Source organism: Blautia sp. An81, assembly GCF_002161285.1.
Taxonomy (GTDB): Bacteria; Bacillota; Clostridia; order Lachnospirales; family Lachnospiraceae; genus Blautia; species Blautia ornithocaccae.
Genome location: NZ_NFHH01000027.1, coordinates 41,648 through 53,467, shown reverse-complemented (window position 1 = coordinate 53,467; position 11,820 = coordinate 41,648). Strand labels below are relative to the sequence as shown.

The window sequence follows — 11,820 nt, the reverse complement described above, 5'->3', positions numbered from 1 at the left end:
AACTGTATACAGCATCACGGAAACAGCCATGCTGAACGGGCTGAAACCCTACAATTATCTCACCTATGTGATGGAGCAGATGAAAGATCTTAGTCCATTCCCGGAAAAGGAAGCTATGCTGGAACTGCTTCCATGGTCCAACAGCCTGCCGGCTGACTGCCGCAGCAAACTGAAAAAATGAGAGACTAATTTTCCCCCGGTAAATACTGGGGGATTTTCATATTTTGTCAAGATACGGATGATTACCTACTTACGTGGAAAGAATAAGTGATAGAAATTGGGCTATAGGTATGAGGCTGTAACAGCTGTCTCAGACAAATTCCATATTAGCATATGGAAAGGCGTATGAGCTTGAAGCAAATTCATACGCCTTTAAAGATACTACAATTCCATATCATATGACTTTTTCTTAGTCCGAGCAGGCTGATTTCGCCGAATTTCCTGTTCTCTCTGATATTTAAGTTCCCATGCACGATGGGAGAAGACATTCGGATCTTCCACATTGAGATAATCCACCTCATTGGCTGCAATATCACGGCGGTGATAGTCATAATATTTACCGAAAGTACCTTTGAGCTGCTCTATCAGCTTGTCCCGGAAATCAGGACGTATCTGGATTCTGGTATCCAGCAATTCTGTGTATTGTTCTGGATCAGGACGAAATTTTTCTTCCCGGAAAGCAGCGGCGTCTTTTTCAAGCTGCTTTTTAAGGGAGATGTCCTGAGAATCTAGGATATCAAGATTGTTATTCATCTGGTCATATTTCTTGGATAGATTCGTCATATCTTTATCAGTAGAGCATTGTGCCTGGAAGATTAGCTGCTCTTTCCTTGATTTCAGTTCTTCAATTTCTTCGGTAACAGTGGTAAGCTGCTGATTCAATTTTATATGCTGGATGGGATTCAAAATACTGGTTTTCTCTTTTTTCACATTCAGTTCTATCCGTTCCGTAACTTTAGATTTGAGTTTCTTTTTAACGGTGTTGTATTTATTCAGTATTGGATTAAAATGATTCATCCAATCATGAATTACTTCTTTTTGCATCTCATTATGAAGTAAATGATACTGTGTAAAAATCATATGATTGCGGATCGCTTCTAACGTTTCAGCTATTATTGGAATAGATTTTTCTACAGCCTGTGCCAGTTTTGCTACCTGTGCTTTTAATTCCCGGAGCATTTTGTTATCTGCACGAATCTGACGGTTGATTTCACAGCGGTCTGCTATCATGCCATTCTTTTCCATATTCTGGGCAATGTAGCCTTCATGGATGGTTGGCTGTTCGGTGATTCCCTGATCTGCAAAGCTGCGGTGATCAATGGTAGCATTTATCTGATTACGTGCAAGCATTTTATTTACGGCATCTGCCCAGTTTACCCGCCAGATGCAGAGTTGTTCATCACTGTTCCATTGTTCGGAAATGGGATTCTGTCTGCCATACCGGCTACTCTTGGGGTGCTTATCAATCCGTTCATATCCTTTTCCCTGTGCAACAGAGGAAGTCAGATATTCTTTCTTTTTCCCAACTTTATAGCGATATTGCTTTTCCCATCCCTGTTTTTGAGCAGTTTTAAATTCAGAAGCAGTAAATCCTTTTTCTTCCCCATCTTTGATACAGAGATATTCTTTTTCTGTTTTATACTGCCATGTTCCATTTTCATTTAGTGGTCGGACAGTAAGAAGAATGTGTGCATGGGGATTGTGACCATCTGTATCGTGAATGGCAAAATCAGCACACATCCCCATATCTACAAAATTCTTTTGAATAAAATCTTGAAGAAGAGAAATATTGCTGTCTTTATCCAACTCAACGGGGAGTGCGACAACAAATTCTCTTGCCAGTCGGCTGTCTTTTGTCTTTTCGGTTTCTTCCACAGCATTCCAGAGTTGTTCCCGGTCATTCCATTTGGATGGAGCCATTGGAGGAAGCATCACCTCCTGATAAATCAGACCCTGCTTTCTGGTATAGTCATGCTGGATGCCATCGTAATCATTGTACATGCGGCTACAGCTCATATAAGCAGAGGCAGCAACAGCAGACCGACCGGAACCACGGCTGACGACTTTGGCTTGCATATGATAAATTGCCATATCTGGCACCTCCTTTCGATGTTGCCTGCAACAGCGGATATAGCCCTCGGCAGAGCGCACGAGCCCCGAAGGGGATACCACTGCCTGATTTATCAGGTGGTGAGTAAGTGCGCCCTTCGGGATTGGAATACGTACAAAGATGCTTAATCATGCTTCTGAAGATGAAAGCTGAGAAACTGACGGAGTTCCTCACGGCTCATTTCCCTGACTTCCGGAACAACATATTCCAGTTCCGCACCTTCCAGGATCAGCCTCCTGGTCCTTGTATTCCGCTCTTTTCTCCGGTCTCTGGCCTGTGCGGATTCCAGCCGGTGCTTTGCCTGTAACAGGGCTTTTTCTTCTGGTGTCATTGTTTTTTTATCTGCCATATCTGGCACCTCCTTTGTGCCCGTATCCGGGCTGTTTTGTTCTTGTTTGGGTTATTCCTGGTACTGCTTTTTATCTGAACAGGGACAGATACCCTTATCCATATTTCAAGATACAAAAAGTAGTATCTATCCCGGTGTATTGTGGCAGTCCTGTAGTATTTCATCTTCCCATTGCTGGTGCTGCCCGTCATTCAGAGTAATAATCTTTTCGCTTCCTCCAGGTTTTTGGATGCATTGTCTTGCCGGATGTTACGGTTGTTGATCCGGATGGGGACACAGCGCTCAAGGATTCGGTCATAGATCCGTCTGTGGGCTATATCCGTTGGGGTATTCAGTTCCGTCAATGTGAGATTCGTGGTTACGATCAGCGGTTTCCTGCTCCGGTAGCGGCTGTCGATCACATGGAAGACCTGTTCCAGGGCGAATTCGGAATTACGTTCCATTCCCAGGTCATCGATAATGAGCAGGCTGTAACGGTTCATGCTGTCAATGAACGGATTCCTGTCCTCAGAGTGCATACCTGCCAGTGTATTGAGGATCCGGGCAAAGTTCGTCATCAATACGGGAATGCTTTTATCCAGAAGTGCATTGGCAATACAGCCTGCAAAGAAGGTCTTTCCGGTTCCGACATCTCCCCAGAGGAGAAGACCGGAAGACCGTTCTTCCATGTTGTCCCAGTTTTCCACATATTTATGGGCAAGCGCCATTTCCGGATTGACTCCGCTGTCTTTGGCAAAGGTATAATCATAGAATGCCTTATCCTGCAGGCCGTTGGTCTTCATCCGTTGGATCTCCATTTGTTTTTCCTTAAGTTTTCGTTTGGCTTCCTCCTGCTCATAGAGTTCCTGCTGGCATCTGCATCGGATGGGCGGCAGGAATACCCGGTTCTGTAGGGTATATCTTCCCTGCCGTGGTGTATGGCACCTGGCACAGTAGATCAGATGGTCGGATGGATTGAAATATTCATCCGGCTGCAACTCTCTGGCTGGAATGGGATCGGTTCGTTTTTCTGTGAACTTTTTCATAATGTTTCGTACTCCTCACTTTCATAGAATTTTTGCCGGGAAGGGGGATTGTCCTGTAGTGCCCAGCTGATGATGGTGGCTGCATGGTTCTGGTATTGCTTTCCGGTGGAAGCCATGTAGCCGGATAAACGCTCGATATAATCCTGCCAGTTGGGGACGGTCTGTCTGACGTTCTCCAGCTCTTTTGCTGACAGGAACACATTCTGAAAGTTTCCATAGGGAGAGCGGTTCTCCTGACTCTCTCTTTTTGATAGATCGTTCTTTTTTATCTCTTTTTTATTACCGGACAGTTTTTTGTCTGTCTCAGGGAAAGAATCCTGTCTGTCATAAGGACAGTTTTCTGTCTGTCTCGGGGACAGGATCCTGTCTGTCTCTCTGAAAGCATCTTCCGGAAATTTTACATAGATTCGGTTGGGGTGTCCGGCGCCCTGGCGTTTTCTCAGGATCAGCCCGTTGTTTTCCAGTACGGCCAGTGATATTTTGATGGTCATCTGGCTTTTGTGGAGAACATTTGCCATTGCTTCGATCGTAAAGTAGAGGAACACATGACCGGATGCATCGGTCCAGCCTTCGTTTCTCAGGGAGAGCCTTGCCCGATCCAGCAGGACCATATAGAGCAGTTTGGTCGTCTCATTCAGCTCCATATCCAGAAGGAACCGGGGAAAGACCAGATAAGGCGGCAGACTGGTATCGACAGTCAGAAATTCCGTCATGTGTACACCTCCTCCCGGTTATTCTCCGAGAAAATCCCAGTCTACCTCTGCCTCTGGCTCCGGTTCTTTGGGAAACGGCAGGGATGCCTTGTTTTGGGGCTCCCTTTGTACCATCCCTGCTGTCAGGCCGGAAAGGAAGAGGGGAAGATACTGCTCGAGACTTTTTTCCACTGCTTTTATGATCTGATCCACAAAACGTTCTTCCCGTTCTCTTGTTTCCATATAGGGGTCTTCCTGTGTGCGGTAATAGTGGTCAAAATACTCGACCAGGGCAAGAGCAATCACCTGACTGTAGGATCGGAATTCCTGCTTATCCATGGTCTGCAGGTATTCCCAGGCTTTTCGCTGAAGATCTTTTTCCAGGTTAAAGCGCAGGTTTGTGTTCCGGATGTTTGCTGCCATGGATCATCCCCTCCTTTTCAGGCTCATATAAGCCAGATATTCATATCCCTTGGCAGTGGCACAGATGTCATCAAGGATCGTGACACGGGACCTGTCATACTTCCCGAAATTACGGAGCAGGCATCCGCCGCCGCCCACCACATACAGCCGCATCAGATCGGGGTTGTATTCATATTTTCGGAGTGTGGCAAAGATATCAGCCACATACTGTCTGGCGACTGCGGTAATGCAGTCCAGGTATGGGGCCGAGATATCAGCTGTTCCAAACCGCAGGATCTGCTCTACGGTAGCTTCTTCAATCTTTACCCCGAACTGGTCGAGAATGGCATTCTTGGCAGTGATCATGCACTGGTTCACCCCGAATTTCTCTGTCCAGCAACGGCTTTCCTGTGCTTTTTTGTTGGTGATATACAGGATGTTCATGGTCCCATTCCCGATATCTGCAAGGAGATTCGTACCTTTCAGCTCACCCATACGGCTCACAATGGCAGGGTATCCCTGTGGATACAGGCTGCATCCGACCAGGCGGACGTGGTAATCCTTATGATTGAAGCGGTAACGGATCTCCGGATTCTGGAGAAGATAAGAACGGAATTCTTCCCGCTGGTTCCGGATCCAGGTTAATGGAAGCCCGGCAGCCAGATGGACATGTGCTTCATGGACGGAATGAAGATTCAGCTCCTGTGCAATGGCCATCAGTGTCAGGAGATAATAGTCCCTGTCTATGGCTTTGTCCGGTATAAATTCCTTGTGTTCTTCCCCGATCCGGTAATAGATACCGTTATATTCCAGAATATTTCCGGTAAAGATCGGCTCTGATTCATAGGCAGTGATACCCGTAGGGGTGACCGTATTGGCGGTCTTAATGTTGCCGTATCCATGATCTACGGCAATGATCTTTGTGTTATTGATCTCTCGCATGAAAAAATCCCTCCATTCGTATTTGTTTTATCAGCAGCTTGTACCGGTCTGGTACTGCTTTGCTGTGGGATAAGCATACAAAAGATGGAGGGATAAGGCATTGAGTGGAAATTGAGGATAAATTGAGAAAAAAAGTTGTTAAGATGCAATCATTGAAGTGTATTATGGTAAACACTTGAAAATTGTTGTAGGTGAACATTTAGTAGAAGTTGACTTGCATGAGTGATACAGAGAGTGTATTATACTTTTTGGAGGCAAAAATAATGAAGGTTATAATTTGTGATGATGAAAAAAGTACATGTTCCGAACTGGAAGAGATCATACTAAAATATGCGAGAGAAAAGAGTGTTCCACTTGTGACAGAAGTTTTTTATTCCGGGGATACTTTGCTAGATTATTTGAAAAGAGAGAAAATAAACATCCTTTTTTTGGATATAGAGTTGCCAGGAAAAGATGGGGTGATGGTTGGCAAATATATAAGAGAGGTTCTTGAAGAAGAGAATATATTTTTGGTATATATATCTTCAAAAGAAAATTATGCATTACAGCTTTTTCAAAATCGTCCATTTGATTTTCTGGTAAAGCCAATAGAACAAGCGAAGATATATCATGTTTTGGATAATATCTATCGCATATCAGGAAAAAATTGTGTGGGGTTTGAGTTTCAAGCTCAAAATAGTACATATCGCATTTCGTATAAAGATATTTTGTATTTTCAAAGTACAGGAAGAAAAATTAATATTGTAATGAAAAAAGAGGTCAAAACATTTTATGGAAAATTGAATGAGGTTGAAGAAAGGCTTCCAGAAAATGTTTTTTTAAGAATACATAAATCGTATTTAGTGAATAAAAGTTATGTAAAGGAATTTACATACGAGTGGGTAAAAATGTTGAATGGAGATGTACTAAATATAAGTAAAATTAATCGTGCAGATGTGCGAAGAAAGATTTTAGAGAGTGCCGCAAATGAGTTTAAAAATGTTTAATGGTATTATAGCATTACTGGCAAATGCATTACGTTTTTACGCATTAAAGTATTTTGTTGGTATTTTTGTGCAAAAAGAGGAGAGTAGATGGAAGCATGTCTCTATTTTATACATCATGGGCTGTGCATGGACAAGTGCGATAAGCATGCTCTTTTCCTCTCCGGCTATGAACATTTTGTCAAACATTACAAGCCTTTTTTTGATTTTTTTGCCATATCGCATGAAGAAAACAAAAAAATGTTTGGCTGTATTTATTATATACGTGATCAATGCGTTGGTTGACAGCATTGTTATTTTATCTTTGACAAAATATACGATAGGACAGACGGTAAATCAAGTGTATGAATGTATCACAAGCTTTGTCCTATTATTTATTGCAATTATTATCCAGAGGACAACAGAACCTGAAAAAGAAATTACATTACCGACATTAAATATGATTGCACTTTTAATGGTTCCTGTTGTCAGTATTGCATACATATATTTTCTGGTTATTGTTGAGCATCAAATAAAAGGAATTGTTATTTTTGCAGCTATGGTGCTTCTTTTCATTAATATTCTCATTTTTTATCTGTATCATTCATTACTTAAATTCTACTCTGCACGCATGAATGAGCAGGTATTTAAACAGATGCTGAAAGTTTATTCTTATCAATTAGATATAGTCAGGGAATCAGAGGAGAGGGTGAAAGCATTAAGACATGATATAAAACATCATATTATTGAATTATCTGCAATGGCTAAAAAAAATAATGATCATGACATGATAAAATATCTCAGCGGTATGAAAGAATTTATGTTAAATCCAAAGGAATATTCAACTACAGGAAACCGGGAAATAGACGGAGTATTGAACTATATGCTGCAGAAAGCAAACAAGACTCTGAATCATGTAGATGTTCAGATAAATATTCCAGAAGATTTGTATTTGAATAACTTTAATATTTGTGTGATTTTAGGCAATCTAGTAGATAATGCAATAAGAGCAGCCAGTAAATCGGAGGAAAAGTTACTGACTGTAAAGATGCAAATAAAACAAGAGATATTATTTATTTTTATAGAAAATAGTTACTCGGGAAAAATCCTTAAAAAGAAAAATGGATTGCAGACAACGCAGACGGAACTTGCGATACATGGTATCGGATTAGAAAATGTAAAAAAAGTGGTTATTGCCAATGGAGGAGAAATTAAAATAGATTATACATCCAATAGATTTTTCGTTCAGGTTCTTTTATATATGTCGCATATCAAAAACTAAGAGACTTGTTATGAGTCTCTTTTTTGTATATAAAAGTAAAGTCTAATTTTGACAAAATCATGGGCGAATTTTATCAAGCGTGCAAAAAATCAACAATTATATGCTACAATTCAGTAATCTCAACGGGAGGTGCAAGATAATGAGTAAGAGAATTTCAGCAAATGGGAAGAAGGTATTGGGGTACATAGTAAAACTAAGAGGTTTTTGTCTGATATTATGCGTATGTCCGATTCTGGCTGGATGTAACAAGAATAGTGTAGACGTTAAAGAAAAGGCTGAGGAAGAAATAGTTTCAATGGAAGAAGCAGAATATAGTTTCCCGGAAAAGTATGAAAAAAGTTCTGATTCAGGGAAGGTGAAGTTTAATTGTAAGCTGGAAGTGCCAGAAAACATAAAAGGACAAGCCATAAGCACAGCTGCTGTCAAGGGATTATATAGCTGTGACAGAGAAAAAGCATGGTCTATATTTGGCGAAGGAAAAGAAGTAATTGAAAAGCCAGAAACACCAGTAGCTGAAGGGCGCGCGCCGGAAGATTATTATCTATTTGCGGATGATGAAATTCTTGATATAAATGAAGGCATTACTTATGGAAGCAGCAATAGTAAATATTATTTAAATATCGGCGTAAGTAATCCAGACAATGAAGCTGTATTTGAAGAAACGGGAGTTTCTTTTAAAAACGGTGAAGAATGTATTACAGAATTAAAAGAAATAATAGACGAATTGGGGTACCATCCAGAAGACTTTATATTTGCTTGTTATCCTTTGAATTTCCAGGTAATGAAAAATTTAGAAGAACAATATTTACAGGAAGATTATTTAACAGAAGAAAAAAGAAAGGAAAGTTGGAGTCAGGAAGATGATGCGTATTTTATTTATGCATATCAAAAATATGAAGGTATTCCTATATTTCATGAATTGATGAGTATTGCCAGAATCATGGCATACGATACTCCGGATAATGCCCCGATTCAGGCGATATATTCTACTCGGGGAATAGAACAGCTGAGTATCAACAGCGTTTATGCCTTTGAAAATGGAGAAATGCAGGTTTCACTGAAACCTTTTGAGGATATTGCTGCTGTGGTTGAGGAAAAATTTGAAAATATTTTAAACGATGCTGATTATGAAGTAACAAGAGCAAAATTTTATGAGAGAGTATATCTGAACGAGGAACAAAAATATGAGGCAGATCCTATCTGGTATTTTGAAGTCGTTGAAAATAATACAAGTAAATCTGTAACCTTGATCAATGCAGAAACAGGCAAGGAAATATTCTTGCAATAAAAAATTAGCGAAAGGGATGTTTTATGAATAGATCCACAATTCCTTATTCGATTTTAGAAGAACGAAGACGGCTTAATAAATATATAGAGAATGCCACGAATGAGTGTGAGAAAGAAATATATAGAAAAATCAGAGACATGAAGATTCCTTATGACAAATTGGAGGCAATTCTCGAAACAAGCGAAGAGCTGATTGAAAAAAAAGAAAAACAAAAAAAAATAAAAAAAGGGATGCTATTTCTGATAGATGTAAGCGGCTTTGCTGTAGGTATTTGCATATTTATTTTTTTCTGTAAAAGAGCTGTTTACAAAAGGAGAGAAACGGATGAATAGAGCACATTATTTAAGAACAGATATCCGTCGTCTGATTAAAAATTATCCAATATATTTAGCTATTGTGGGTGTTGCGTTATCCATATGGTTTTCCCTTGAAGATTGTGCATTTGAAGAGGGAATGGTAAATGGAAATGTGCTAGACACATACAGTTTTGCTGTTAATATGTCCGGGATAATGATTCCTTATGCTTTTTGCGCATTTTCTTATGCAACTGTGTTTTGTGAGGACTTGGAGCATAAATATGCCAGATATAGCATTAACAGGGGAAATACATGGAAATATGTGGTATCCAAGGCGGTGGTTGTCTATGGATCGTCTGTGATAACTATGGTTTTGGGAAGCCTTTTGTTTGTTGCGGCTATACGGTTAAAGATACCCTGGACCTCAGAGTCACTACAAGATATTAATCTGGTGGGAATGTACAGTTCTCTGATTTCCGGAGAACATTACTGGGCTTATGTTTTCTTATGTACATTGCAAATGGGAATGCTTGCAGGAGTATTGTCATTGGCGGCTTCATTTTTGTCTATGTTTGTTTCAAATAAAATGTTGATATTGATCACGCCTATTTTAATACAGCAGATATTATTGGAATATCGTGGAAAGGGCTGGTTCAACGTAATGTTGATATATCCGAACTTGAATCGGTTTTCTTCGGATATACAGTATTTTCTTATAGTCTTTGGCTGCAGCTTATGTTTTTCTGCGTTGTTTACCTGGGGTATCTACAAAAAAATAAAAAACAGATTGTAGAGGTGGGAATATGAAATTATTGCAGTATACCTGGAAAAATTCCATACTGAAAATCATCAATAGTAAAATGGCAGTTTTTGTAATATTGATGCTCGTAGTCAGTCGATCATATGTGAGGGCTATCCGACAGTTTTCGGTTGCAGTAAACTATCCTTCCTCATGGTGTGTATTCCCATTTGCAATGTGTAGTTTTTCTTATTTAATTATGTTTTGGTTTGGGGTGATTTATGTGAACACGGATGTGCCCTTTATGCAGCATGTGAATATGTATCATGCAATCCGTGTAGGAAGAAAGCGTTGGGCATTAGGGCAGATAGGAGGAATTTTTGTCAGATCCGTAGTTCTTACTGTTGTGGCAGTCATCTGTACAATACTTCCTCTTTTGCCGGATATAGAATGGAGCAATGAGTGGGGAAAGTTGCTGAGGACAGCTGCAATGACAAGGGCTCTTACACAGTTTGACAGTTCTGTGTTTATTTATTACGAGATTTTCTCCGAATTTTCGCCATTACAGCTTATGGGACTGCAGATCTTTCTTTGTGTTTGTATCTGTACATTTATAGGAACTCTGATGTTTTTGTTAAGTTTGTTTTTAAATAAGATTGCTGCAGTTGCAGGCAGTCTTGCCTTGGCGATCGCTCTGTTTCCTGTATTGAATATACATCCTATGATACGTCATAAACTGGCATTTTTTATTCCGACGATATGGGCTGAACTTGCAAGGATTGCGACTCCGGATTATGGTTATTATTGGCTGCCGTCCATATCTTATATGTTTGGGTTCCTAATAGTAGGGATTCTGTGTATGACGGTCATTATTTTAATAAAAGTAAAAAAAATAGAATTTAACTGGGAAAATGAGGATATATAGGAGTGAAATATATGGACAGACAGGATTATGTAATTGAAGTATCCCATGTAAGTAAAAGCTTTAAAGATAACAAAGTTTTAAAGGATGTTTCACTTTTGTGTGAAAGTGGTAAAATTTATGGTCTTGTAGGGCACAACGGTTCTGGAAAAACTGTTTTGTTTAAATCTATTTGCGGTTTTCTTTCTTGCGATGAGGGAACGATAACTGTCAACGGTAAAGTAATGGGAAAAGATAAGGATATGCTGACTGATGCGGGGATTATTATTGAGGAACCCGGTTTTTTGCGTACATGGAGCGGTTATCATAACTTGGAATTTCTTTATACTTTGCGAAACAAAAAGAATAAAGATTATCTTTGCTCTGTTCTGAGAAAGGTTGGTTTAGATCCTGCATTGAAACGTCCTGTTGGAAAATATTCACTGGGTATGCGCCAGAGACTTGCCATTGCACAGGCCATCATGGAAGAACCGGGAATTTTAATTCTGGATGAACCTATGAATGGTTTGGATAAGAACGGGGTGAGAGAGATCAGAGAGCTTCTGTTAAAAATGAAAGAAGAAAACAAACTGATTATCCTGGCCAGCCATAACCGGGAAGATATAGAGGTTCTTTGTGATGAAGTTTATGAAATGGAGGGAGGAGTGATCAGTAAAGTGAAAGATGAAACAGATTAAAAGCGGAAGGTAGTTGTAAAAAAAGTAAAGAGAGAAGATTATATATACAATTTTTATAGAGGGATGTATCTATTTTTAGTAGGAAAATAGGAATAAAGGAATCGAATTTTTTAAAAGTATAAATAAAAGTGTCC

General features: G+C 39.8%; 14 protein-coding genes. 8 read left to right on the top strand and 6 right to left on the bottom strand.

From position 1 onward, the window contains the following. The coding region (locus tag B5G33_RS17505) for a transposase domain-containing protein (RefSeq protein WP_143276553.1) at positions 1 to 181 on the top strand (181 nt) is incomplete at its 5' end. Between the two features lie 200 nt (positions 182 to 381). On the opposite strand, the gene mobQ is transcribed toward B5G33_RS17505, so the two are convergent. The 6 genes from mobQ to B5G33_RS17475 all read right to left on the bottom strand — a co-directional run bounded on the left by mobQ (position 382) and on the right by B5G33_RS17475 (position 5,520). Further along, the gene (gene mobQ, locus B5G33_RS17500) at positions 382 to 2,091 is read right to left on the bottom strand and encodes a MobQ family relaxase (protein ID WP_087418551.1); all 1,710 of its coding nucleotides are present in this window, start codon (positions 2,089 to 2,091) and stop codon (positions 382 to 384) included. A gap of 143 nt (positions 2,092 to 2,234) precedes the next feature. Next, positions 2,235 to 2,459: a DUF3847 domain-containing protein gene (locus B5G33_RS17495; RefSeq protein WP_087418550.1), complete on the bottom strand. Its 225-nt coding sequence runs from the start codon at positions 2,457 to 2,459 to the stop codon at positions 2,235 to 2,237. A 191-nt stretch (positions 2,460 to 2,650) separates the two neighbouring features. Next, the gene (locus tag B5G33_RS17490; RefSeq protein WP_087418549.1) at positions 2,651 to 3,484 is read right to left on the bottom strand and encodes an ATP-binding protein; all 834 of its coding nucleotides are present in this window, start codon (positions 3,482 to 3,484) and stop codon (positions 2,651 to 2,653) included. Next, positions 3,481 to 4,197, bottom strand: a complete 717-nt coding sequence (locus B5G33_RS17485) for a replication initiator protein A (protein WP_087418548.1) — start codon at positions 4,195 to 4,197, stop codon at positions 3,481 to 3,483. Before B5G33_RS17485 ends, B5G33_RS17490 begins: the two co-directional genes overlap by 4 nt. Positions 4,198 to 4,215: 18 nt before the next feature. Continuing rightward, a complete protein-coding gene (locus B5G33_RS17480) occupies positions 4,216 to 4,599 on the bottom strand; it encodes an adenylate cyclase (RefSeq protein WP_087418547.1) in 384 nt (127 codons plus the stop codon). A 3-nt stretch (positions 4,600 to 4,602) separates the two neighbouring features. Then, a complete protein-coding gene (locus B5G33_RS17475) occupies positions 4,603 to 5,520 on the bottom strand; it encodes a ParM/StbA family protein (protein WP_087418546.1) in 918 nt (305 codons plus the stop codon). 218 nt (positions 5,521 to 5,738) lie between these two features. On the opposite strand from B5G33_RS17475, the gene B5G33_RS17470 reads away from it, so the two are divergent. From B5G33_RS17470 to B5G33_RS17440, 7 genes are all read left to right on the top strand, one after another. Beyond that, positions 5,739 to 6,506: a LytR/AlgR family response regulator transcription factor gene (locus B5G33_RS17470; protein WP_087418545.1), complete on the top strand. Its 768-nt coding sequence runs from the start codon at positions 5,739 to 5,741 to the stop codon at positions 6,504 to 6,506. Then, complete coding sequence (locus B5G33_RS17465; protein ID WP_204247426.1) at positions 6,499 to 7,764, top strand: sensor histidine kinase; 1,266 nt, start codon at positions 6,499 to 6,501, stop codon at positions 7,762 to 7,764. The genes B5G33_RS17470 and B5G33_RS17465 overlap by 8 nt, the downstream gene beginning before the upstream one ends. A gap of 139 nt (positions 7,765 to 7,903) precedes the next feature. Then, positions 7,904 to 9,052, top strand: a complete 1,149-nt coding sequence (locus tag B5G33_RS17460; protein ID WP_087418543.1) for a hypothetical protein — start codon at positions 7,904 to 7,906, stop codon at positions 9,050 to 9,052. A 23-nt stretch (positions 9,053 to 9,075) separates the two neighbouring features. Continuing rightward, on the top strand, positions 9,076 to 9,384 hold the full coding sequence (locus B5G33_RS17455; protein WP_087418542.1) for a hypothetical protein: 309 nt from the start codon (positions 9,076 to 9,078) through the stop codon (positions 9,382 to 9,384). Further along, the gene (locus B5G33_RS17450; RefSeq protein ID WP_087418541.1) at positions 9,377 to 10,141 is read left to right on the top strand and encodes a hypothetical protein; all 765 of its coding nucleotides are present in this window, start codon (positions 9,377 to 9,379) and stop codon (positions 10,139 to 10,141) included. Before B5G33_RS17455 ends, B5G33_RS17450 begins: the two co-directional genes overlap by 8 nt. A gap of 10 nt (positions 10,142 to 10,151) precedes the next feature. After that, positions 10,152 to 11,012 (top strand): hypothetical protein, encoded by an 861-nt coding sequence (locus tag B5G33_RS17445; RefSeq protein ID WP_087418540.1) that lies wholly within the window; start codon positions 10,152 to 10,154, stop codon positions 11,010 to 11,012. Positions 11,013 to 11,023: 11 nt separating this feature from the next. Beyond that, a complete protein-coding gene (locus B5G33_RS17440; protein ID WP_087418539.1) occupies positions 11,024 to 11,686 on the top strand; it encodes an ABC transporter ATP-binding protein in 663 nt (220 codons plus the stop codon). The last annotated feature ends 134 nt before the right edge of the window (positions 11,687 to 11,820 follow it).

Excerpts from the sequence above, each read along its gene's own strand:
- B5G33_RS17485 (WP_087418548.1), bottom strand. The coding sequence starts at position 4,197 with ATGACGGAATTTCTGACTGTCGATACCAGTCTGCCGCCTTATCTGGTC.
- B5G33_RS17445 (WP_087418540.1), top strand. The coding sequence starts at position 10,152 with ATGAAATTATTGCAGTATACCTGGAAAAATTCCATACTGAAAATCATC.
- B5G33_RS17480 (WP_087418547.1), bottom strand. The coding sequence starts at position 4,599 with ATGGCAGCAAACATCCGGAACACAAACCTGCGCTTTAACCTGGAAAAA.
- B5G33_RS17440 (WP_087418539.1), top strand. The coding sequence starts at position 11,024 with ATGGACAGACAGGATTATGTAATTGAAGTATCCCATGTAAGTAAAAGC.
- B5G33_RS17460 (WP_087418543.1), top strand. The coding sequence starts at position 7,904 with ATGAGTAAGAGAATTTCAGCAAATGGGAAGAAGGTATTGGGGTACATA.
- B5G33_RS17465 (WP_204247426.1), top strand. The coding sequence starts at position 6,499 with ATGTTTAATGGTATTATAGCATTACTGGCAAATGCATTACGTTTTTAC.
- B5G33_RS17495 (WP_087418550.1), bottom strand. The coding sequence starts at position 2,459 with ATGGCAGATAAAAAAACAATGACACCAGAAGAAAAAGCCCTGTTACAG.
- B5G33_RS17450 (WP_087418541.1), top strand. The coding sequence starts at position 9,377 with ATGAATAGAGCACATTATTTAAGAACAGATATCCGTCGTCTGATTAAA.
- B5G33_RS17455 (WP_087418542.1), top strand. The coding sequence starts at position 9,076 with ATGAATAGATCCACAATTCCTTATTCGATTTTAGAAGAACGAAGACGG.
- B5G33_RS17490 (WP_087418549.1), bottom strand. The coding sequence starts at position 3,484 with ATGAAAAAGTTCACAGAAAAACGAACCGATCCCATTCCAGCCAGAGAG.
- B5G33_RS17470 (WP_087418545.1), top strand. The coding sequence starts at position 5,739 with ATGAGTGATACAGAGAGTGTATTATACTTTTTGGAGGCAAAAATAATG.
- mobQ (WP_087418551.1), bottom strand. The coding sequence starts at position 2,091 with ATGGCAATTTATCATATGCAAGCCAAAGTCGTCAGCCGTGGTTCCGGT.
- B5G33_RS17475 (WP_087418546.1), bottom strand. The coding sequence starts at position 5,520 with ATGCGAGAGATCAATAACACAAAGATCATTGCCGTAGATCATGGATAC.